We start from the raw sequence: 22,555 nt of genomic DNA, 5'->3' as shown, positions 1-22,555 counted from the left end.
ATCAACGCCGAAGCGATCCACGACCCGGCGTTACTCGTCTGATTGCGACTGTTCATCTTGGCTTCGTACTTGTCGCCCTCTGTCGCGGGTGAGGGATTGGTCGGTCCGGTCGCAGGAGACTGTGGCCGGTCAGAAGTGACGGGCTACACCCTCGTGCGTGGCCGTTTCGGCCGGATTCGCTCCGCGGGGCGAGCCGTTCATCCGCGCTATCCGGGAGATCTCCTGGGTGTGGTTTGCTTCGATGTCGAGGAGCACGGCGCCCAACTCGATGGGGCTGTCGGCGGGTAGTGGCAGTGGCAGGGCGAACGGCGTGTCCTGCTTAAAGCCCTCGACGAAGTTCGTCGGGTCGAAGCCCATCACCCCCGACGACGGGCCTGTCATCCCCACCTCGGTGACCAGCGCGGTGCCGCCGGGCAGGATGCGCAGCGCGAGGGTCGGGTCGTGGGTGTGCGTGCCGAGCACGGCCGCCGCCGCGCCGTCCACGGCGTGCGCGAAAATCTGTTTGTGGATCACGTGCTCGGCGTGGATGTCCACGATGACCGTCCCCCGCCGATCCGCGGCCTCCCATGCCGACCACAGCGGCGTGGCGTGGTCGACGGCATCGGCCAGCCGCAGCGCGTCGGCGTCGGCGAGGTTGAGGACGGTGACCGGTTCGTCGGCCACGGTCAGGTGCACGATGCCCCGACCGGGCAGGCTCGCCGGAACGTTGGCAGGCCGCAGCACGCAGGGGTGGCCGAGGATCGCCTCGGCCTCCGCGCCGTCCCATGAGTGGTTTCCGCCGGTGATCGTGTCCACCCCGGCGGCGAAGAGCATCCCGACCAGCTCGGATGTCATGCCGCTGCCCGAGGGCGCGCAGTTCTCGGCGTTGGCGATCACTAGGTCGACCGCGTGGTCGCGCCGCAGGGCGGGCAACCGTTCGGCGACGTGGCGTACCGCCGATGGTCCGACGATGTCGCCGATGAACAGGACTCTCATGTCCTTGTGCTCCTTTCGTGTGCTGAGGGCTCGTGCACGGGGCTCTTGTCTGGGTCGGCGTGTGGGGCAGAGGCGATGGTGGCCGGGGCCAAGCTCCGAGCCAGGAGTCCCGCGGCCTGCCGGCTGGTGCGAGGCAGGGGGGCGACCTCGTTGCCGGGGAGCCCGCCGAAGATCTCGGCCAGCGGTGGCGGACGGAGCCCGCAGCGGGCGAGGGTGCCCGGCTCCTGGAATGCCACCGCGGGATCGTCGTCGAGCACGAGCCGTCCGTGATCCATCACCACGACCCGGTCGCACCGCTCGAGGACGGTGCGCATCTCGTGGGTGAGCAGCACGATGGCGTGCCCGCGCGCACGTAACCCGTCGATCACGTTCAGCATCGCGGCGGCCGTGCTGTCATCGAGTCCGGTTGTCGGCTCGTCGAGCACGATCAGCGCCGGCTCCAGGGCCAGGACGGTAGCGATGGCGATCCGGCGCCGCTGGCCGCGACTGAGGAAGTGTGGGTGCTCGTCGCGCGCGTCTGCCATCCCCAGCGCCTCCAGCGCCCGGCCGGCCCGTTCGGTCACCTCCTCGGTGGGAAGTCCGCGCAGCTCCAGTCCGCACGCCACTTCCTCGAGGCAGGTCCGACGGAAGAACTGCATGTCGGGGTTCTGGAAGACGTAACCGACGCGGGCGGCGATCTCGCGCCGGGGCAGGTCCGAAACCGTGCTGTCGCCGAGTCGGACCACCCCGGCGCCGGGCCGCACAAGACCGGCCAACAGGCGCGCGAGCGTGGATTTGCCGGCGCCGTTACGGCCGACGAGCCCGACGTACTCGCCGGCCCGCACGGTGAGGTCGACGCCCGCCACGGCCTCGACCTCACCGTGGGTGTAGCGGAAGTGCACGTCGCGGGCCTCGGCGACGGCCGGACCGGCTGCGTGACCTCGTCGATCCGCCCGCCGCGGCGCGGTGCACCGCCCGATCCCCCGGGAGGCCAGCGCCCCCATCAGCTCCCGCGCGGACAGGGGCGCCACATCGGGGCGCAGCGGTGGCGGGAGCAACGCCGCCAGCTCCATCGGCTGCGGAGCCGTCAGCCCGGTCCGCTGCCCGAGCCCGGGATCACCGAGGACCTCACGCGGGGGCCCATCGGCCACGATCTGGCCGCCGGCGACGACGACCACCCGGTCGGCCCGGTCCGCAACAAGGTCCAAGTTGTGCTCCACGAGGATGACGGTGAGCCCGTGCTCGGCGTGCAGCGCCGAGACCGCGTCCAGCACGGTGTCCTTGCCGGCTGGGTCGAGCTCGGCCAGCGGCTCGTCGAGCAGCAGGACGGGGGGTGCCATCGCCAGGCACGCGGCGATCGCGACCCGCTGCTTCTGGCCCCCGGAGAGCTCGTCGGGCGACCGGTCGAACAGGTCTGCGATGCCCAGCAGCTTGCCCGCATGGTCGACCAGCTCGCGGATCCGCGGACGGGGCACACCCAGGTTCTCCGGGCCGAATGCGAGCTCGTCCTCGACGGTGAAGGTGACCAGCTGCCACTCCGGGTCCTGCAGGACGGTGCCGACCGAGTGCACGAGCTCGGCGGGACTCGTCCGCCCCACCTCCCGGCCGCGGACGAACACCGCGCCTGCGGTCTCGGCGGAGCGGACCTCGTGCGGGATGATCCCGTTGATGGAGTAGGCAAGCGTGGACTTGCCGCCACCACTGGGTCCCGCGACAACGACGAACTCGCCGGCGGGGATCTCGAGTGTGATCTGCCGCAGGCGCAGTGGGGCACCGGGCCCGTAGCGGCAGCTGTGGTCCGCGAAACGGACCACCGGTGTGTCCGGGTGCTCACTCACGTGTGGACCACCACCCGGTCCAGGGCCAGCAGCAGCCCCAGCAGCACGGCGGCCAACCCGCACAGCACGCCGTCGCGACGGCCCAGCGGAGGCGAGTACAGGCGTGTCGCCCCACCCCGGGTGCCCATCGCCCGCAGCGTGAGAGCGAAGCTCAGCGTCTGGAAACGCTTCAGCATCAAAAACAGCGTGGGAACGGTGGCGGTCGCGACGCGGCGGACCAGACCGCGCCACCGGGACCCGCTCTCGAGATCCATCCCGCGGGCCTGCTGCGCCTCGGCGACGCGACCGGCGTCGTCGATCACGACGGTCCAGAAGCGCAAGGTCATCGCCACGGCCCGAGACACTCCGTCGGGGATCCTGAGCCGGTCGAGCCCGGCGAGCAGGTCCCGACTCGTCGTGGTGGCGAGCAGCGCCACATAGGCGAGGACGAAGATCGCCCCGCGGAGCACCGCGACCGCGGCGTTGCCCACCGTGCCTTCGTAGAGGACGTAGTCGAGCGGGCCGAGCCGGACATCCCAGACGGCAGGGCCGTCCGGTGAGTTCGCGAACACCAGCCAGGACAGGCCAGTCATTGCGACCAGCGGTACAGCCGGCGCGAAATACCACAGCTTCGCAGCCTGCAACCGGGCCGAGGCCACAACTGCCACCAGCCCGAGTGCCACCGGCACGTGCCAGTGCGAGGTGGTCAGCAGCAGCGTCGCGAGGGGCACGGCCACGGCGAAGACCACGATCTTCGCCGCGCCGTGCGTCCGGTGCAGCCACGACGCCCCCGGCGAGTAAAACCCCACGTCACGCATCCCGGCGACCTAGAAGAATCCGCGGAACGAAAGCCCGGCCTTCGCCACGTACGGGGAGACGACGTTCAGGATGATCGGCCCCAGGACCACCATCCAGAAGGTGTCGCCGATGACCACGCCCGGGAAGATGGTCCACAACCCGGCTGCGAAGGGGACCTGCCCGAGGGCATCGAGGTTCCAGATGAGGATGAGCCCCACCAGGACGCTGGCGAGCAAGCTCACCCCGAACAGGCGCACCCAATCGCCGATCCCCCGGACCCGGTCGCGGCGGTAGAGCAGGGCGGGCAGCCACATGAACAGACCCTGCGCAAGAAAGGCCGGCAGCAGCGGTAACGGATTCTGCCCGATCGGAATCGAGGCCAGGACGTTGCCCAGGATCGCCCCCAGCCCGCCCCAGAACCCGAACCACGCGCCGAAAGCAGGCCCGACACCTGCGGCCGGGTAGATCAGCTGGAGGCTAAAGATCTGCGGGGCGAGATTGGAGACGTAGACCAGTGCGCCGAAGATCAGCGCCGTGATGACCACCGCCACCGTTCTGCTCGACACACTTGGGCCGCGCACCGGGCCGCGCGTCGCGATTTCAGCGTCATTGTCGTCGACCATGGCTTCTCGTCGTTTCCTTCCCGCAGCGACCGCGACATGTGGTGTGACGGCACGGGCCACCACCCGTCCTCTAGCACGGAGAAATCCCAGTATTCGTCGCGATGCTGGCCGCACCATTTGTCGTATGGATAGCGCGAGTGGCGCGGATTAATAGTAGAAGCGTCATGACGACCAGCAAACCATCACGGGCGTGCCGAGGGGTGAACCCTGCGTGCTGAAGTGGCGCGTGGGCCACGACCTGGTGAACGCGGCTCGAGCTAGGCTCCTGATGCCGGGTGGGTGCGCCCGTCCCAGGCGGGCGAGACCCGCACCACCGGTGCTGCCGGGTCCCAGGACAGCACCCACCCAAACTCGGCGACCGAACCGTCCGCGGCGATGTCGAGCAGGACGGCGCTGAGCTGGACCGGCCCGGATCGGTGCCGGTAGGGCTCGAGCCCGAGCGGCTCGCTGTCGAGGTACTCGGCGAGGAAGTGACCGGGCTCGAACCCACCGACGCCACCGACCGGACCCACATAGCCGATGTCGGCGACAAAGGCGGTGCCGCGGGGCAGGATCTCTAGGTCGCGTGAGGCGATATGGGTCAGACTGCCGATGACCGCGGCGCAGCGTCCGTCCACAAGATGGGCGAAGCGTATCGCTGCATAAGGCGTACCCAGCAGGTGAACGATCGTCGCCGGCCGGGTCAAGGCCGACTGCCAGGCCTCGGCGACCGAGTTGACCACGAGGCGGGGGACCGAGGGATCCGCCAGCTGCAGCACCGTCAAATGCGCTCCCCCGACGGTGAGCTCCACCCGGCCCGCTCCCGGCAGCAGCGCGTCGTCGACCAGGTTCGCGCAGCGGACCACGCGCGGGTGGTCGACCACCGCCACACCATCCCGGCTGTCCCAAACGTGGGTGCCGGTCAAGATCAGGTCCACGCCGCCGGCGAGCAGCGCATCCCGTTGAGCCACCGTCATCCCGCTGCCGTCACGAGGGCGCGGCCCCGAGATGGCCACGTTGTCGGCGACGGTGACCACGAGGTCCAGCCGGTGGGCCGCCCGCAGACCGGGCAGGGCGGCGAGCAGTTCCTGCATCGCCCGCTCCCCGACCAGGTGGCCAGTCATCAACAGTCGCATGTGCCCTCATTCAGCCGTGGAACCGGCGGGCCCGGTATCTCCCCGACGACGACGCTACGCGCGGCGAGCGCCAGGAGCCTCGATCTCAGCGTGAACGTCAACCCCAGCCCGGATTCGCGGGAGGCGGGCCACCCGGGCTGTTTCTCTGCGACCCACCTGTCGTCCATCTCGGCCCCATCTGCGTCTCTACTGTTCACAGGACAGCTACGCGTAATCGGTCGAGCCCGAGCCGGGGCGCGCAGTACCAAAGAGGGGACGCACCTTCGCGCCGAAATCGATGCGCCGCACCACGTAGCGAAACGTCGGTGCTGGGACCATCAGTGACACCAGGAGGAGGACCAGTGACCCTTACTCGGGACACCGTTACACGCGAGTTGGAATGGAACGAAAGCAGTCGCCCATTCTATCGAAAAATGGCGACCGAGCAGTTCTTCGGTGAGGTCGGCGATCGAGTCGGGTGGAAGGACTGCGCGTTCATCGTCGTCGCCCACATGCTACCCACCCTCCCGCCGTTCCTGCGCACCTTGGAGCAGATCGGTGACGTGGTCGCTGTCGTAACGAAGCCGAGCTCCGTGGACCCAGACGTACTGGGCTGGGCGCGCCGCAACCACCGAGTCGTGGACTGGACCCGCCAGACGATCAGCCAGCCCGAGTTCGTCGACTCCGAGCTCGCGGCTGTGGTCGGGCACCGCCCCTTCGCCGTCCTCGACGTCGGCGGGTACTTCGCGCCCGTGCTGGCGGCGATGCACGACGCGTTCGCGGACCAGTTCCTCGGGATCGTGGAAGACACTGAAAACGGCCACCAGAAATACGACGCCCAACCTCGCCTCACCGTTGGGTGCGTGTCGATCGCGCGCAGCCTGGCCAAGCGCAACGAGGACCGCTGGGTCGGGCAGTCGATCGTGTTCTCCGCCGAGATGCTGCTACGGGAAGGCGGAGCGACACTCGACCTGCGCGAAGCACTGGTCATCGGGTTCGGCAAGATCGGCCAGAGCATCGCGAACAGCCTTCGGTTCCGGGGATTGATCGTGACCGTCTGGGACACCGACCCCAACCAGCGCGTCTACGCACGCTGCGAGAACTTCCGCGTAGAGGACAAGCACGCCGCGCTCACCCGGGCCGACCTCGTGTTCTGCGCCACCGGCAACAGGGCGCTCGCCGGGTCTGACTTCGCCGGAACCAAGCAGGGAAGCGTCGTGTTCTCGGTGACCTCCGCAGACGACGAGTTCTCCTTCGAAGGCATGGGCGACTACCGCGGCGACGCGATCGACCCCTACATGACCCGGCTCCGCCGCGGTGAGCACTTCTTCTTCCTCGCGAACCGGGGCAACGCGCTCAACTTTCTGCACGGGGCCGAGCTCCGCCCGTTCGTCCACCTCACCCAGGCGGCGATGCTGCACGGCATCGGAACGCTCCTCGATGGCAGCGCGGTAGCCGGGCGTATCACCGGCATCAGCAGGCAACGCGAGTCACAGATCGCCGAGGCGTTCGAGCGGTGCTTCTTCGACGCGTCACCGCTGTTCGATCACCATCTCGCCTCGAACGGGCCGGGTTCGTTCGCCGAAGCGGTGCCCACAGCGTGGAGCCCCGCGACCCGCTGAGTATTCCGACCGCGGACGGCGGGCTACGGGGTCGCGGTCGCCGCCGATGTCGGCCAGACGGGTCCGGCGCAGGCTGTGAACGCGCCTCGACAGCGGCGGCAACCAGCGTGAAGCCACCTTCACAGGCGCCGACCAAGGAGCCCTCCCGGGCCATCGAATACCGCACGCCGACTACGGTCGAGAGCGACCGAACGTCTAAACCGGACAGCTGCCCGAGGGTGGGGCGGTTCGGAAGGAGCGACCCCGTGGCCCTTGAGACCATTGCGTTCGAGCTGGTGGCGCCGAACGTCGAACTCGGTCGCCAACGCGCCGTCGAGGAGGCGGGCAAGGTACTGGAGCACTCGGCAGCGTGTGGCATGCAGGATCGGATTGGGCACATCCTGATCCCCGGCATGATCGAGGAGGACGACGACCGTCCGGTGGCGATGAAGCCGAAGATGGATGTTCTCGACTTCTGGTCGACGATCTCGCCCGAGCTTCCGAACGTCCGTGGCCTGTGCACCCAAGTGACCTCGTTCATGGCCGAGCCGCAGCTGACCCAGCGGCTGAGTGCGCTGCGTGGCGCAGGCATGGAGGGCATCGTCTTCGTGGGTGTGCCACGGACGATGAACGACGGCGAGGGATCGGGAGTGGCCCCCGTCGACGCGCTGGCCACCTACACAGATCTGGTGCCCGAGCGCGGCGGGGTCGTCATTCCCACCCGCGATGGCGAGGCCGGTCGGCTGAACTTCAAGTGCGACCAAGGCGCGACCTTCGGCCTAACACAGCTGCTCTACTCCGACCGGATCGTCGAGTTCCTCCGCGACTTCGCCGAGCAGAGCCCGCACCGGCCGGAGTTGCTGTTGTCCTTCGGCTTCGTGCCCCAGGCCGAGAACCGGGTCAACCTGATCAACTGGTTGATCCAGGATCCCGGCAACCCGCTGGTTGCTGAGGAACAGGCCTTCGTGACCAAGCTCGCTGACGGGGAGCCTGCTGAGAAACGCACGATGCTGCTCGAGCTCTACAAGCGGGTCGTCGACGGCGTGCTCGAACTCGGATTCCCCGTCAGCCTGCATCTCGAAGCCCCGTACGGTGCCAGCGCACCAGCGTTCGAGACCTTCGCTGCCATGCTCGACTACTGGGCTCCGGACACCGCGTGACGTGTACGAAGCAGTACCGGCGTCACGGCCGTGATCTACCAGCCAGGCGAGCGCGTCATCGAACAGAGTCACGATTCCTGGCGCATCCTCGGGTCGCGCAGGCCGGACCGCGAGTCGGGGAGGCGAGATTGACACCAGTGGCCACCAGCACCACCAGCTGTCCCCGCCGCCTCGCCGCAGCCACCCAGCCGGCTGGCGGTGCCGACCCCCACGTCACCGACGTAGCCCAGCACTCCCACGTCGAGCCGAAGCGTCCCGGTGAGCGCGTCGAGCCGGGCGGTCCCGCCGGCTGGCGCCGGTAGCGCAGCGAGCTCGGCGACACCGAGCGCGGAGACCAGGGCGAAGCCATGCCCCAGCACCGCCGAGACCACCACGTCGACCGGCTGCTCGGCGCCGGGCCGGTCGTCAGCGGTGAACACCCCCACCGGGGGCACCAGGGTCAGCGTCGCGATCGAGCCGTGTTCCGGGCGGGACGGGTCGTGATAGATCCCGGGCGAACCGCTGATCGTCAGCAGCGGATCCCGGGCGGTCACCGATCGATCGGTTCCGCCGCGTTGTCGGTTCCGCCGAGCTGGCCCAGCGTGCGCCGCAGCGCCGCGGCACACGACCGGTGCTCGTCGGCGACGTCGGCGGTCTCGGCGCGCTCGGCCAGGTCCTCGTGCACGCTGGCCTGCCGGGCCAGTACCGCGGCCCGCTCCGCCGAGGCCGGGCCGTAATCGTCGGTGTAGCGCCGCTCCAGGCCTTGCAGGTGAAGCAGCTCGAGCAGCGGGTGCTGGCGGGTCATCACCGCCGACACCGGCGCCGCGCCGGCGGCGGGATCGCCCGGCTCCCGATGCCGGACCACCCAGGCGTCCAGCTCGGCGAGCTCACCGGCGCGGGCCTGCTCGCCCGCGGCGGCATCGACCGGGCACCCGGGGCGGGTCTGGGACCACTCGTGGTGGGCGAGCTCCCACCGCGACAGGGCCTCGTCGGCGGTGAGCCCGAGCGCAGCGGCGATCTCGGACCAGTCGGCGCCGTCGTCGCGCTCGACCAGCACCGCTGCGGCCAACACTTGCTGGGCTCGCTCCACCAGCGCGGCGGCATCGCCGACGAGGACACCGCCGTAGGCCTGATCCGGGCGCGGACCGACCGGCACTATCGCCCGTGCCCAGTCCGCGGTCTCCCGCGCCAGGCCAGCCAGGGCCAGATGCGCCAGCGAACGGCTCGTGAACGGCGCCCCGGCCACCGGCGCCGACCACAGATCTTCCTCGGTCATAGCCACGAGCCTGACCGGACCCGGCCGCGCGGGCAACACCCCACCGCCAGCCTGTGGACAACACCGCGCCGGCCCAGGCGGCTGTGGAGGAACAACTACCCCCAAATGATGCGCTCGCGCGCAAAACTGCTGGTCACGGCGCCATTTGGGTGGCCCCGCAGCACTGCCCGATGTAGAATCTGTGGTGTATCGACGGATCGACAAGCCGGCGGTGCATCCGCGAACCAGACACACCGAAGGAAGTAGGAACCATGGATCTGATCAGGGTGTCGGTCGAGGCCCTTGACGACCTCGACCCCGACCGCGACGTGCGGACCGAGCGGGGCAGCCTCGACGAGCTGGCCTGCTCGCTGATCACGCACGGGCTGCTCAATCCGCTGACCGTCATCCCCGGCGAGAACGGGCGCTACGTTATCCACGCTGGCGGGCGCCGGCGCGCGGCACTGCGCCGCGCCGCCGAGTTGCTCGCGGAGAGCCCCGAGGAGTTCGGGTTCGACGACGACCAGGCGGCCGAGAGGACCGCGGAGCTGACCGGGCAGGTCCCCTGCTGGGTCCGCGCCGACCTGGCCGGGCGGGAGGCGCTCACCCAGCTGGCCGAGAACGGCGAACGCCGAGAACTCTCGGCCAGTGAGCGCTATCGGGGACTGCAGCTGGCCTTCGCCGACGGCCTTGACGACCGCGAGATCGCACACGCGGCCGGGGTGAAACTCGCCCATGTCCGCACCGCGCGCCAGACCAGTCAGTTCCCCGACGCGGCCCAGGAGGCGATCGCGGCCGGGCAGCTCGACCTCGACACCGCCACCGAGCTATACGCCTTCCGCGACGATGGCAAGGCCACCGCCCGACTCCTGCGCCGGATCGAGCAGTCCCCGCAGCAGGCCCCCTACGCCATCGCCGAAGAACAGCAAAAGCGCCAGCGCGCCGCGGCCGCCGAACAGATCAAGGCTGAGGCGCGCGAGGCCGGCTACACCGTGCGCGGGCAACCGGGCTGTCTGCACTGGGGCTACGACGGCCCCGATGAACTGTTCGAGTTCCTCACTCACTCCGACGGCGCCCCGCTGACCGGCGAGATCGACGGCGCCGGTGACGGGCACTGCGCGTTCGTGGAGCAGGCCTACGATGGGCCCCGGCTGCGGCACTTCTGCACCAACCCGGAGGCGCACGGCCACACCCGCGCCCGGCACACCAGCTACCGCACGCCCGACGAGGTCGCTCGCCTGGAGGCCGAGCGCACCGCGGCCGACGAGCACCGTCTCGCCCTGGATGCGGCCCGCACCGTGCGCGGGAAGTTCCTGCGTAGCCTGATCGGCAGCCAAAAAGTCGCCGCCCGCCACACCGACTTGCTCGCCACCGTGGCGGCCCGGTTCCCAGCTCTGCTCGGCCAAGCCGAGCGGCACCACCTGGCCGACGAGCTGATGCCCGTCGTCCCTGAGCAGTGGAACCCCCCGCGCGCCACCCAGCACGCCGTGGCGCGTGCGGTGCTGGCCGCCGACGCTGCCGCCGAAGGCATCATTGGCTGGCGCCGCGACCGCGAGGCCGCCCTGTGGTGGTGGAACACCCTTGCTGCGCTGGGCTACGAGCGCGGCGACGCCGAGACCGCCCACGTGGGCGCCCTCGAGGCCGAGGCCGAGCGCCGCACCGCCGAAATCGCCGCTGCGGCCGAGCAGGGACAGGCCGCGGCCGACGCCGCCGAGCAGGCCCTGGCCGAACACGGCCTGCTCGGGCCCGAAACGGACGACGACATCGCCTAGCCCCGTACCGGGCGCCCCGCCGACAGGCCGGCGCCCGGTGCGGGCTCCATCCACCACAGCACGGAAGGACGCCCCCTGATGGGCAGCCACGCCGGTCAGGACCGTGGCTGCGAGGCCTGGGACGCCGAGATGGACGCGGCGCACGCCTCGACACGCTCGGGCACTGCGACGCGCTGACCCCGGACGACGTAATCCGCCACGACAGCCAGTGGCTCATGGTCGACCACGCCGCGCCGGGCGGGGTCCGCGAGCTCACCGACTCCGAGCAGCGACACCTCACCGAGATGCTGCTCGCCTACCAGGTCGAGCACCAGCGGGAGCCCGACCAGCTCGAACTCGCACCAGGAGACGACGAGTTCGGGTGAACAAGTGATGGCCGGCGACCCAGCCCCGCAGGACTCACCCCGGCGACGGGGTGCCGACAAGAGGTCACCGGCCATCGGTGCTCGACCCGCAAACCCTCGGGCGCCGAAGGACACCCGCTATTAGCCGGGCACCGGCCCAAGGGTAGGTCCGTAGCAGCGGGCTGCACTACCCGGGCGGGGCGGTGGGGCCGGTGTGCCACTGGCGGCCCGGGTGGGGGTCTCTCCTCGCGTCGCAGCCAGGACGGTGCCCGAGAACCCGCACAGCCGCCAGGCCCTCCGCTGACGCTCCGGCCGCTACGCGGTCGCCTCCGGCGAGCCCGGCACCTGCACGGGTTCTCGGGCAGGACGCCGCCCTGCCGACGCGAGGAGAGACCCCCACCCTTCAGCGGACGCAGAGTGCCCACCGGCCGTGGTCTAGAGCACGGCCCTAGCGGGCCGCTCCCTCCGGGGGCCAGGGCGCTGCCCTGGACCCGGCCTCGCTTCGGAGAGGGGGTAAAACCGCAGGTCAACCACCAATTCGCCTTGACCCACATCGCTGGGCGATGTAGAATCAGTGTTGTTGCGAGGGACCGACAAGCCCGAGCAGCACCGGCCCGCACACCGAAGGGACTCCCCGATGCAGGACAAGGTCGCCGCAGCCCGCAAGAGCCAGTACCGGCTCGCCGCCGAGTACGTGACCGAGCTGGTCGGCGATCAGCGCACCGTCGTGCGGGTCATGTCGCGCGTCGACCCGTTCGCGGCGCAGTACCGCGCCGTGGCCGAACCGCAGTGGGTCACCGACCTCGCCACGACCGATCAGGGCTACTTCTGGCAAGGCCAGCCGACCTCGGATGTCGTGCGCGACCGCGACCTGGCACGGGCCGCCGTCACCGTGCTGCGACTGACCGTCGAGGCCCTCGCTGCACGGCGCCCGATCAGCCAGCTCACCGGATTCACCGACCCGCGGGTTCTGCAGTACATCCAGGCGCGCGGACACCAGCTGCGCCGCGGCCAGCTCACCGGCACCGGGCGCCTGCGGGCCTGCCACATCAGCCAGCCATGCGAGGGCGTCGGCGAGGTCTGCGGACTGGCCTCGATCACCAGCGGGCGCCTGGTCGCACTCGCCGCGCGGTTCGAACTGGTCACCACAACCGGATGGCGCCTCACCAGCCTCGGTGCCCTGTAGCCACCACGGGCGTCCCCGGGGTCGGCACCGGCCCTGGGGTGACCTCTACGAGTAAAACAGCAGGTCAGAGCACAGAAACTCCTTGCCTCAAACCGTTCTGCTGATGTAAAATACTAGGTATTGGTCAGGTTCCGACAAGCCTGGTCGACACCGCAAACCCCAGCCTCCGAAGGAGCACCCGAGATGAACGAGAACCAGACCGAGGGCCCGGCCGAGCAGACGATCCGCGGCGTGCTGGTGACGGTCACCCACCAGGTCCGCGACGTGGAGATCCCGACCGCCGACACCCTGTCCGGGCTCTACGAGGTGATCGGCGCCGAGATGGTCGAGAAGGTGTCGCTTCCGTGTGACCCGGCGCTGGACATGTGGTGCGACGAGGAGGGGCTGCTCGCCTGGCCGGCGTTCCGTAACCCGGTCGCGGAGTACATCGCCAGCTACTGGTTCACCCACCCCACCGACGACCAGGCGATCGCCCTGGACCCGGAGGACCTGCCGATCTACGTCGGCGACGTGGTGTTTCTCGGCAGCCGCAGCGGCGAGATCGCCGACGTGCCCGAGGGGTTCGCAAGCGTCCGCCAGGCCGCCGAGGTCATCGCCGCCAGCCTGCGCGGCGAGATCCGCACCGCCAGCTAAGAGGAGGGACACGGCATGACTACCGAGATCACCCACGATCACCGGGGCGAGGTGCCGGCCACCCTCGGGCGACGCGGCCACGCCGCGCTCGCGGCGGCACGAGCGGGTTTGTTCGTGTTCCCGGTCCGGGTCGGCGCGAAGGTTCCCGCGGTCAAGGACTGGGAGGCCGCCGCCACTCGCGACACCGCCCAGATCGTTCGCTGGTGGGCGCACCGGCCCTACAACCTGGGCGTGGCCACCGGCAAGAGCGGACTGGTCGTGATCGACCTGGACCACGGCCGCGGCGAAGCCGCCCCGGAGCCCTTCACCGGGTGCCGGGACGGGCGCGACGTGCTGGCCCAGCTCGCCCGCGAGGCCGGCCAGCCCGCCCCCTGGGCGACCTACGCCGTCACCACCCCCACCGGCGGCGGCCTGCATCTGTACTTCCGCGCACCGGCCGGCAGCCACTACCGCAACAGCGCCGGACGCCTGGGATGGCGCGTGGACGTCAGAGCGCACGGAGGCTATGTCGTCGCCGCAACCAGTACCCGCACCGAAGGGACCTACCAGGCGGTCAACCGCCAGGCCATCGCGCCGCTGCCCGGCTGGCTCGCCGCGCACCTGGACGCCCTGGGCCCGGCCGAGCCCGACCCGGACACCGCGCCGATGCCAGCCATCGTGGCCCAGGGTCGGCCCGGCGCGTTGGTGGCGGCCATCGTCAAGGGCGAGATCGAGGAGTTGACGGCCACGCCGGTAGGGCAGGGCAAGCGCCACGAGGCCCGGCTCAAGGCCGCCCGCAAGCTCGGCCAGCTCGTCGGCGGAAACGCGCTCACCTACAACGACGCACTCGCCGAGCTGCTCCCGATCGTGCACCGCCACATCGGCGAGACCCGCTCGGCCGACGGGCGGATCACCAGCACCAGCCGGACCGAAGTCGAGCGCGACGTCGCCGACGGTCTCGCGTACGGCATGGCCCGGCCCCGAACGATCACCGACAAGGCCGACCGAGGGCACGCGGAGTGACACAGCGAAGGAGGTGAACCACCAATGACCAGCCAACCGATCACGCAGTCGACCCTGCAGCCGCGCGCCGGGCGGCACGGGCAGGACTGGCGCGACGCCGCCGCCTGTCGCGGCGCAGACCCCGAGCTGTTCTATCCGGCCTCCGAGGTGGGTCCGGGCCGCCGACAGGTTGAGCAGGCTAAGCAGGTCTGCGGGCGGTGTCTCGTCCGTGAGCAGTGCCTGGAGATAGCGCTGAACCGCGGCGAGCCGTTCGGGGTGTGGGGCGGAACCACGGCCAGCGAGCGGCGGGCCCGCACGCGCCGGGGAGCCCGTGCACACCATGCCGCGCGGCGCGCCGGCAGCGCCGACCCCGGTGGCGGCGGGGATGCGCCGGTGTTGGCGGAGTGGCGCCGCGCGGCGACGATCGCTGACAAGCGCCGCCTCGCCCGGCGCGCGATCGACCGGCACGGGCACCCCCGGACCGTGGTCGCGGCCGCGTTCGGCGTCTGTCTGCGCACGGTCGACCGTTGGATCGCCGCCGAGCGGGCGCAGTCCGAAAGCTGATGACCATCCTCGACGTTCGTGGGCCGACGGCCGGACTCGGTGCGCGTTCTAGGCTGTCGGGCGTGTCTACGCCCGACCGCCACGTCGTCCACGGCCGCACCGTGCTCAACCGGGCTGCGATCTGCGCGACGTTCGGGGTCGCGGTCTCGACCGCCGAACGTTGGTGGCGCGACCGCGCCACCAACGGGCACCCGCCGGTCGCCTACCGCGAGGGGCGGCGGCAGTGGTGGGACGAGCAGGCTATGCGCGCGTTCGTCGACACCGGCCGCGGCGAGCCCGACCAGCTCGTGCACGAGGGCCGCACGCTGCTGGGTCGGGCGGCCCTCGCGCGCCGGTACCGGGTCAGCGAGCAGTACCTGACCGACCTGTACCACCGGCGGGTCGACAACGGTCACCCGGCGCCGGTCACCCGGCACGGGCGACGCCTGTACTGGGACCCCGACCTCACGGACTCCTGGTGGGAGCAGCGGCAGGCCGCCCAGCGCGCCACCCTGACCCCAGTCGACCGCAACGGCGACCCGGACGAGCTGCTCGACCTGACGGCCGCGGCCGCCGTGCTGGGTTACGAAGACGCCGGCACGCTGCGGGCCTACATCTCCCGCGACGACCCCTACTTTCCGAATCCGGATGCCGTCGATGAGGACGGGCGCCGGCGCTACACGCGCCGCACCCTGTGGCAGTTCGCCGACCGCCGGAGCCGGCCCGGCCGGGCCGGCCATCCACGTCCCGCCCGCTGACCGCGCGGGCGCCGAGAGCGAACTACTCGTTGCCGGGCGATCCGTCGCCCGCGGCCGGCCCAACGTCGACGTGGCCAGCGCCGACCACCGCGGCTCCCGTGCTCGCCGACGTCGCACGCTCACTCTCAGATGACGACGCCGGGTCGTCTGATCCCGAATGGTCGGCGGCCGTGGTCGTTGACCTCGACCGAGTGACCGGCGCGCTGTCCGCTCGTGCAGCGGCGGCGTTCGGACCCTTGGTCGTGGTTGACCGGGCGGCCCGTAGCAGCGTCCGGACACGCTTGACCGGCAGCTCGAACAGCGCGGCCAGCTCCTCGGCGCTGCGACCAGCCGCGTTGAGCTCGACCAACACGGTCTGCTGTTCGGTCTCGACCTCACCGAGCCGTTCGGCCGCTCGCTGCTCGACCCTGGCCCGTTCGCCCTGGAGCTGCTCGAGCGCCGCGTCCCGTTCACCGGTGATGGTCTCGGCCCGGGCCGCAGCCTCGGCATAGCGCGTGAACGCGGTGTCCTCCCGCCGCCGCCGCTCGGCCTGTTCAGCATCGAGCGCGTCGCGCGCCGCCGTCAGCCGGCTCACGCGCTCGCGGACCACGTTCGTGCTGGCCCGCTTCGAGCCCTTCCAACCTTTCGCCGCCATCGCTGGCGTCCTCCTCGGGTCGGCTGACGTGACGCTCCGACCAGCGATCTTGCCAGCACCACAAGCCGTTCGGGAACCCACTTCCTGGTCCGTTGTGGTCACCGGACCGTCGCCTGATGTTGCCTTCTCGGGACAGCTCGGCGTGACCTAGCCGAGATCGCTGCGGTCATCTCGGCGACACCACCAGCGCGCGGCTCGGTCCGCCGGCACTGCCGCACGGCGTCGTGCTGCCGGCCGTCGCGCCGACTGCGGTCACCCGCCATAGTGCGTGTGCCACGCCCCGGTTTGTGCTGGTCGCGCGGGTCGGCCCCGCGTACTCAGCTGCGCCCTCCGCGGACCACATCAGGTAGTGATGCGGGCGCCGAGCCGGGTGATGGTCTGCTCGAACTCGGTGAAGAACTCCCGGCGGACCTCGGCCGGGCAGCGGCCACCGGCCAGGTAGGTGGTCAGTTCGTCGCGCGGCCACCACCGCACGACCCCGTGCCGGGCGAAGACCAGCCCGACCCGGCCGATGCCCCAGTCGTCGCCGGACTCGGCGTCGAGGAAGGCGTAGGCGAGCACCTGGAACAGCCACCCCGCCACCCGGCGCGAGTCATCAACGCGGGTCACCGTCTTCACATCGAGCAGGGTGGCGCCGGTGGCCCGGTCCGGGTGGATGATCAGCACGTCACCGTCTGCCCACTCCGGCACGAACACCGGCCCGGCATGACCCAGGCTCTGACCTGGCGTCGGGTCACCAGCGAGTGTGCGGAGCTGGTCGAGAAGCCCGGTGTCGCGGGCAGCCGCGGTGAGCGCATCGAGGTCAGTGCACGGTGCCCGTTCTAGCCCCTCGACGGCCGCGACCAGCAGCTCACGGTCGGCCCCGCTGGTGAGGCGGGCGTCGGCCAGAGTCCGGTAGAACGCGGCCACCTCCCGGTCGAGGGCACCACCGCGGTAGGCCTGCTCCCAACCGGCCAGCAACAAGCACAGCCGGTTCAGTTCCGTCTCCACCTCCACCGAGCCGAACCGGCCCGGCTCCGTGTCCCGCGCGAGCAGATCCGCGGTCCGTGCGGCGATCGCCTGCACCGCCGCGGTGGCCGTGCCCCGCTGCCAGCGAGCCGGTGCCGGCTCAGGGCCGGGTGGCGGGCGCAGATCCAACCAGCCGGCCGGCGCCGGCCGGTCCGAGAGCCGGTCATCCCGTCTATCGGGTGCCGGCGGCGGCACATCGCGATGGGTGGGGAAGCGGGCCGCGAGCGCGTTCGCGTCGTCCCAGCCGATCAGGCCGGCGTTGTAGGCGCCCAACAGCGCGTAGTAGGGCGGTGCCGGCTCCACGGCGAACCCGAGGCGTTGCCCGAACGCGCCGCCCACTTCTCCATAGAACCGGGTCGCCATGCGTCGGGGCGGCGTGACCACAGGTCGGTCGGCTAGGGCCCGTCCGACCTCCTCAGCCAGCGCCCGAGCCCGCGGTAGCGCCCGCCACATCCATGCGCCCAACGCGCCCGACCGCAACTCACTGGTCAACGACACAACAACGGCCCCGACCTCTCTCGTCTCTCTCGGCTGTCGTCACCCGCTCGCCTGCTCTCGATCAGACAGTCATTTTCTACCAAACGATTGGTACATATTCTCTCCTTCAAGTACTACTTCGAGACCCTACCACCCAAAGATGGATACACCTATGCATTACATAATGATCTTGGTACTGTGGTGGCCATGTTGTCGATCACCGCCGTCTCGGCGAACGCGATCGACTACCTGCTGCGCGGATGCGGCTGCACCGACCACGAACACGTGCGCGGCGCCCCGGAGCACGAGCACGAGCGGGCCCGCGAACAGAGCCGCGAGCAGGGCGGCCCCGAGCGGGCCGGCGCGGAGTATCTGATCTCCGGCGCGGAGAAGGAGCCGGCCGGGGTCTGGTGGGGCCAGGGCCTGTCGATGGTGGGGATGAGCGCCGGCCAGGAGGCCCTCGAAGCTGATGTGCGGGCGATTTTCGGGCAGCTGCGGCAGCCAACTTCGACGGAGAAGGACCCGGTGTATCTCGGCCGGAAGCCGCGCACCTTCCGGTCGGTCAAGGAGCGCACCGCGGCCGCGTTGGCGGCCGAGCCGGACGCCACCGACGAACGCAAGGCCCAGATCCGACACGAGCAGTACGTGGACCAGCGCAAGGCGGTGGGCTACTACGACTTGACGTTCTCGCCGGCGAAGTCGGTGTCGGTGTACTACGCCGGGCTGGTCGCCCAGGGCCGCACCGCGGAGGCCGAGAAGGTGATGGCGTTGCACCGGGCGGCGGTGCAGAAGGCCATGGGCTTCGTCGAAACCGAGGCCGCGTATGTGCGGTCTGGCTATCACGGCAAGACCGCCGGAGGGCGCTCGGTGGGCCGCTACGAACGGGCGACGGGGCTGGTCGCGGTGGAGTTCGACCACCGCACCAGCCGGGCACAGGAGCCGCAGATGCACGCCCATTTCGCGGTACTGAACCGAGCGGTGACCGAGCGGGACGGCGAGATTCGGGCCGTGGACGGGAAGGGGTTTCGCCCGATCAAGATGGGCGCGGATGCGATCTACATGCGCGAGGTCGAGACGGGGATGACCGCCGAGTTCCCGGTGGTGTTCGCGCTGCGCCCGGACGGCAAGGCCCGCGAGATCCTCGGGATGGACCGGGGCCTGTTGGCGTCGGGGTCGTCGCGGCGCGAGCAGCTGATGAAGCGCACCGACGAGCTCGTCGCTAAGTACCGCGACCAGCACGACCGCGAGCCCGGACCGGCGGCGTTGAAGCGGATCCGGCAGGAAGCGACCTTCGAAACCCGGGAAGGGAAGACCGACCGTGGGCCGCTGACCCAGATCCGGGACTGGGGCGCCGACAAGACCGTCGCGATCCGGGAGATGTTCACCCGCACCGCCGGCGAAGCCGACCGGGTCGGCCGTGACGGGCATCCCGACCAGCGCGGATACGCCGACCGCACCCTCGACCAAGTGCTGCACGCCGCGGTGGAACAGGTGCAGACCCGCTACGCGACGTGGGAACTGGGCAACCTGATCGACACCATCCGGGAGCAGCAGAACATGACCCCGGAGGCCAGCACCGAGACCGCCGAAGTACTCGCCGCGCAGGTGGCGCGGGAGCCGGCGCGGTACGGGATCGCGCTGGTCTCGGCGCCGGATCCGGCGCCGGTGCCGGAGGCGCTGCAGCGCGCGGATGGCAAGAGTGACTACCGCCCGCACAACGACGAGCGCTACGCCACCCTGGCCCATCTCGGCACCGAGACCGGGCTGGTCGCCCTGGCGCGCCAGCCGGGCGCTCCGGCGCTGGTCGGGCCGGTTGCCGAACTCGCCCGGGTCGAGTTGGAGGCCGCCGGCCTCTCGGCGGATCAGCAGGCCGCGGTGCTCGATGTGGTCGGCTCGGGTCGCGGCGGGGATGTGCTGATCGGGCCGGCCGGGGCCGGGAAGTCGCGCACCGTGGCCGGGCTGGCGCAGGTCTGGCAGACCCACACCGGCGGCCGGGTGGTCGGGCTAGCGACCGCGCAGATCGCGACAAACGTGCTGGTCGCCGACGGTCTGGAGGGGCTGAACACCGCGCAGTTCCTGGCCCGGTTCGCCCCCGACGAGGACGGACTGGTGCGCGATCGGGTCCAGGCCGGGGACCTGGTCGTGCTCGACGAGGCGAACATGTCCGACACCGGTCAAGTGGCGCGGATCGCGCAGATCGTGGCCGCCGGCGGCGGCAAGCTGGTCTATACCGGCGACACCGAGCAGCTGGTCGCAGTGGGTGCCGGCGGCATCCTGGAACTGCTGATCGCCGATACCGGTGCCGCCGAGCTGTCCACGATCCACCGGTTCCGCGAGGACTGGGAGAACACCGCGTCGGTCCAGCTGCGGGTCGGGGATCCGGCCGCCCTTGCGGCCTACGAAGAACACGGCCGACTGCGAGCCGGTAGCCGCGACGAGATCCGCGACTTGGCGGTGCGCGGCTACCTCGCCGACATCGTGGACGGCAAGACATCGGTGCTGGTCGTACGCACCAACGACGAAGCCCGCGACCTGTCGGGGATGCTCCGCGCCGAGTTGGTGGCGCTCGGACGGGTCGAACCCGAGGTGTTGGCCACGCTGCGCGACACCAACCTGGTCGGGGTCGGCGATGTGGTCCAGGCCCGCCAGATCGACCGCACCATCCGGGTGGACGGGCCCGGCTATGTGACCAACAAGGCCACCTACACCGTGGAAGGCCGCGACCAGCACGGATACCTGCTGGTGCGCAGCACTGAGGACGGGGTCAGCGCGCACCTGCCGGATGTCTATGTCGCCAAGCACCTGACCCTGGCCTATGCGGCGACGGTGCACGCCGCGGAGGGCATCACCGTCGACACCGGGCATGCCCTGGTCGATGCCAGCACGCCGCGCAACAGCGCCTACCCGGCCGGGACCCGTGGCCGCGAGTGCAACACCTTCTACGTCGAAACCGCCCGCGAACCCGACCACCACGAACCCGAACGAATGGCCTCGACCGCCCGCGCGGTCCTCGAGCAGGTCTTGACTCACACTGACCAGGGCGTGGCGGCGGCGGAGACCACCCGGCGGGCCGGACTGGAGGACGGGCGGTCGCTAGCCTCGGTGGGCACCCAGTGGGACCTGCTGACCGCCGAGTACGCCGGGGACCGCTACACCGACACCCTGACCCACCTGCTCGGCGCGGACCGGGTCCAGCAGCTCGTGGCCGAGCCCGGATGGGCGGGGTTGCTGCGCGCGACCCGGGCCGCTGAGCTGGCCGGGCACGACCCCGCCGCGGTGCTGACGCAGGCAGTCGGCCGCGGATCGCTGGCCGGTGCGAACTCGGTCACCGATGTGCTGCGCGCCCGCGTCGGCTGGACGACCGACCAGCGTATCCCCGAGCGGGACACCGATGGGCGGGACTGGTCCACGTTGACCGAGCCGCTGCCCGGACCGGCCGGGGACTACGCCCGCGCCCTCGCGGAGGCGGCCACCGAACGGCAGGCCGAACTTGGCGCTGCCGCAGCCGCTGACCCGCCCGCCTGGGCCCTGGAATCGCGACTGCTGGGGGTTCCGCCGGCCCAGCGCGGCGGCAGCCAGCATGAACAGGATGAGTGGGTCCAGCGGGCCGGAGTGGTGGCCGCCTACCGGGAACTGCGCAACCTCCCCGACACCTCGATCTCCCTCGGCGCAGCCCCCTCCCCCGAGCAGGAGTTCCACCGGGCGCTGTGGCGCCAAGCCCACCGCGCGCTGGGCTCCCCGGTCGACGCCCTGGACTACCAGGCCGCCACAGATGCCGAACTGGCCGCGATGCGGGCTCGCTACGACCGCGAACGCGCCTTCGCGCCCTACTACGTGGCCGAGGAGATCGCCGACACCCGCGCCGCGGCCCGCGACCAGCACAACGACGCCATCCTGTTCGCCGCCGCTGCCGCGCAGCACCCCGAGGGCAGCCCAGACCGCGAGCTCGCCGACATCGACGTGGCTGCCGCCCGCCAGGCCGCCGCCGAGCTCGACGCCCGCGCCGCCCACCTCGAAGTCATCCACCGCGGTCGCGGCGACTGGGTCACCGAAGTCGAAGCCGCCAAGGACCGCCACCGGCTCGCCGGCGACGAACTCGAACGGCGCGGCCTGGCCCGCGACCCCGCCACGACGGCAGGGGAACAACTCGCCGCCATCGACGTCGTCGAACCCGACGACCAGCGCTCCCGCGACCGCGCGCACGATCGCACCCGCGAGGGAGGTGGCCGGGATCGGGACCCGGCCCAGCAGCGCCTCGATCTGTCAGTCGACCGCGACCCAGTGCGGCCACGCGGCAAGGCTCAGCAACGCGCCCACGAACGCGACGAGCGGGTCACCGTCACCCGCGAACCAGGCACCGACGAACGCACCCCGCGCGAGCGCGAGCACGCTATGCGCGACCAGCAGCCGGAACACAGCACGACCGAGCGCGACCGTAACGAGCCGAACCGCGCTGTGGGCGAGGAGCGACAGGACCCCCTGTTCGGCATCACGCCGCGCCCGGTCGACACCGCGGCCGCCGCAGCCCTGCGCGCGCCGGACCCGGTCGAGCCGGTCGCGGACGTCCGTGCCGGCAGCCCCGAGCGGGCCACCAGCGCGGAAGGGTGGAGCGAGGAGCCGGGTCCGGTCACCGTCGGGGAGGCTCGTCGGCAGGCCGAGATCAGCGCCGCGATGCGCGCCGAACGCGACCGTTGGGACACCACCATGGCGGCCGGTGTGGACCAAGCCCAGCGCCGGAATGCCACCGACCGCGACGGCCTCGACCGGGAGCGGCGCGACCAACCGCTACACCAGGACCGCAGCCTCGCGGCCGACCTGGTCCGCGACCGCGGCTACGACGCCACCCTCACCGAGGGCCGAGGGCCGTCCCGCGAGAGCGACCGCGGCCGCGACCGGAGTGACGAGGCTGGGATGGGCATCGAGCCGTAACACGAACTC

At 71.0% G+C, this 22,555-nt stretch carries 19 protein-coding genes; 10 read left to right on the top strand and 9 right to left on the bottom strand.

The genetic code is table 11. The annotated features are described in order from the left end of the window. Window positions 1-129: 129 nt before the first annotated feature. From JOF36_RS35880 to JOF36_RS35860, 5 genes are all read right to left on the bottom strand, one after another. Window positions 130-975 (bottom strand): YmdB family metallophosphoesterase, encoded by an 846-nt coding sequence (locus tag JOF36_RS35880; RefSeq protein WP_210036706.1) that lies wholly within the window; start codon window positions 973-975, stop codon window positions 130-132. Next, the gene (locus tag JOF36_RS41235) at window positions 972-2,792 is read right to left on the bottom strand and encodes an ABC transporter ATP-binding protein (protein ID WP_210036705.1); all 1,821 of its coding nucleotides are present in this window, start codon (window positions 2,790-2,792) and stop codon (window positions 972-974) included. Before JOF36_RS41235 ends, JOF36_RS35880 begins: the two co-directional genes overlap by 4 nt. Next, window positions 2,789-3,589, bottom strand: a complete 801-nt coding sequence (locus JOF36_RS35870) for an energy-coupling factor transporter transmembrane component T family protein (protein ID WP_210036704.1) — start codon at window positions 3,587-3,589, stop codon at window positions 2,789-2,791. The genes JOF36_RS41235 and JOF36_RS35870 overlap by 4 nt, the downstream gene beginning before the upstream one ends. Window positions 3,590-3,598: 9 nt before the next feature. Next, on the bottom strand, window positions 3,599-4,192 hold the full coding sequence (locus tag JOF36_RS35865; protein WP_210036703.1) for a hypothetical protein: 594 nt from the start codon (window positions 4,190-4,192) through the stop codon (window positions 3,599-3,601). A 257-nt stretch (window positions 4,193-4,449) separates the two neighbouring features. Continuing rightward, window positions 4,450-5,307, bottom strand: a complete 858-nt coding sequence (locus tag JOF36_RS35860; RefSeq protein WP_210036702.1) for a YmdB family metallophosphoesterase — start codon at window positions 5,305-5,307, stop codon at window positions 4,450-4,452. Between the two features lie 341 nt (window positions 5,308-5,648). Here JOF36_RS35860 and JOF36_RS41230 point away from each other — a divergent pair, with 341 nt between their 5' ends. Together JOF36_RS41230 and JOF36_RS35850 are read left to right on the top strand one after the other, a co-directional pair. After that, window positions 5,649-6,908, top strand: coding sequence for an NAD(P)-dependent oxidoreductase (locus JOF36_RS41230; RefSeq protein ID WP_210036701.1), 1,260 nt, complete (start codon window positions 5,649-5,651; stop codon window positions 6,906-6,908). A 245-nt stretch (window positions 6,909-7,153) separates the two neighbouring features. Beyond that, the gene (locus tag JOF36_RS35850; protein ID WP_210036700.1) at window positions 7,154-8,047 is read left to right on the top strand and encodes a mycobacterial-type methylenetetrahydrofolate reductase; all 894 of its coding nucleotides are present in this window, start codon (window positions 7,154-7,156) and stop codon (window positions 8,045-8,047) included. A gap of 68 nt (window positions 8,048-8,115) precedes the next feature. On the opposite strand, the gene JOF36_RS35845 is transcribed toward JOF36_RS35850, so the two are convergent. Together JOF36_RS35845 and JOF36_RS35840 are read right to left on the bottom strand one after the other, a co-directional pair. Continuing rightward, window positions 8,116-8,580: a hypothetical protein gene (locus JOF36_RS35845; RefSeq protein ID WP_210036699.1), complete on the bottom strand. Its 465-nt coding sequence runs from the start codon at window positions 8,578-8,580 to the stop codon at window positions 8,116-8,118. Continuing rightward, a complete protein-coding gene (locus JOF36_RS35840) occupies window positions 8,577-9,302 on the bottom strand; it encodes a hypothetical protein (RefSeq protein ID WP_210036698.1) in 726 nt (241 codons plus the stop codon). The genes JOF36_RS35845 and JOF36_RS35840 overlap by 4 nt, the downstream gene beginning before the upstream one ends. Before the next feature lie 251 nt (window positions 9,303-9,553). On the opposite strand from JOF36_RS35840, the gene JOF36_RS35835 reads away from it, so the two are divergent. The 7 genes from JOF36_RS35835 (at window position 9,554) to JOF36_RS35805 (ending at window position 15,498) form a co-directional block, all read left to right on the top strand. Continuing rightward, window positions 9,554-11,053 carry a ParB/RepB/Spo0J family partition protein gene (locus tag JOF36_RS35835; RefSeq protein WP_210036697.1) on the top strand — a complete coding sequence of 500 codons (1,500 nt, stop codon included), beginning with the start codon at window positions 9,554-9,556 and terminating at the stop codon, window positions 11,051-11,053. Window positions 11,054-11,268: 215 nt separating this feature from the next. Continuing rightward, entirely contained in the window at window positions 11,269-11,418 is a 150-nt protein-coding gene (locus tag JOF36_RS35830) for a hypothetical protein (RefSeq protein ID WP_210036696.1), read from the top strand. 616 nt (window positions 11,419-12,034) lie between these two features. Next, window positions 12,035-12,583, top strand: a complete 549-nt coding sequence (locus tag JOF36_RS35825; RefSeq protein ID WP_210036695.1) for an Rv3235 family protein — start codon at window positions 12,035-12,037, stop codon at window positions 12,581-12,583. Window positions 12,584-12,766: 183 nt separating this feature from the next. Beyond that, window positions 12,767-13,216, top strand: a complete 450-nt coding sequence (locus JOF36_RS35820; protein WP_210036694.1) for a DUF3846 domain-containing protein — start codon at window positions 12,767-12,769, stop codon at window positions 13,214-13,216. A 15-nt stretch (window positions 13,217-13,231) separates the two neighbouring features. Then, window positions 13,232-14,218, top strand: a complete 987-nt coding sequence (locus JOF36_RS35815; protein ID WP_210036693.1) for a bifunctional DNA primase/polymerase — start codon at window positions 13,232-13,234, stop codon at window positions 14,216-14,218. A 24-nt stretch (window positions 14,219-14,242) separates the two neighbouring features. Beyond that, window positions 14,243-14,761 carry a WhiB family transcriptional regulator gene (locus tag JOF36_RS41530; RefSeq protein WP_210036692.1) on the top strand — a complete coding sequence of 173 codons (519 nt, stop codon included), beginning with the start codon at window positions 14,243-14,245 and terminating at the stop codon, window positions 14,759-14,761. A gap of 62 nt (window positions 14,762-14,823) precedes the next feature. After that, window positions 14,824-15,498, top strand: a complete 675-nt coding sequence (locus JOF36_RS35805) for a hypothetical protein (RefSeq protein WP_210036691.1) — start codon at window positions 14,824-14,826, stop codon at window positions 15,496-15,498. 22 nt (window positions 15,499-15,520) lie between these two features. Here JOF36_RS35805 and JOF36_RS35800 read toward each other — a convergent pair whose 3' ends face one another. Together JOF36_RS35800 and JOF36_RS35795 are read right to left on the bottom strand one after the other, a co-directional pair. Beyond that, window positions 15,521-16,234: a translation initiation factor IF-2 gene (locus tag JOF36_RS35800; protein ID WP_210036690.1), complete on the bottom strand. Its 714-nt coding sequence runs from the start codon at window positions 16,232-16,234 to the stop codon at window positions 15,521-15,523. Between the two features lie 240 nt (window positions 16,235-16,474). After that, window positions 16,475-17,503 (bottom strand): hypothetical protein, encoded by a 1,029-nt coding sequence (locus tag JOF36_RS35795; protein WP_210036689.1) that lies wholly within the window; start codon window positions 17,501-17,503, stop codon window positions 16,475-16,477. Window positions 17,504-17,824: 321 nt separating this feature from the next. Here JOF36_RS35795 and mobF point away from each other — a divergent pair, with 321 nt between their 5' ends. Beyond that, window positions 17,825-22,546 carry a MobF family relaxase gene (mobF, locus tag JOF36_RS40510; protein WP_210036688.1) on the top strand — a complete coding sequence of 1,574 codons (4,722 nt, stop codon included), beginning with the start codon at window positions 17,825-17,827 and terminating at the stop codon, window positions 22,544-22,546. Window positions 22,547-22,555: the final 9 nt, after the last annotated feature.

Origin of the sequence: Pseudonocardia parietis (genome assembly GCF_017876315.1) — a bacterium.
Classification (GTDB): Bacteria; Actinomycetota; Actinomycetes; order Mycobacteriales; family Pseudonocardiaceae; genus Pseudonocardia; species Pseudonocardia parietis.
This window is presented reverse-complemented; position numbering and strand designations above follow the sequence as displayed.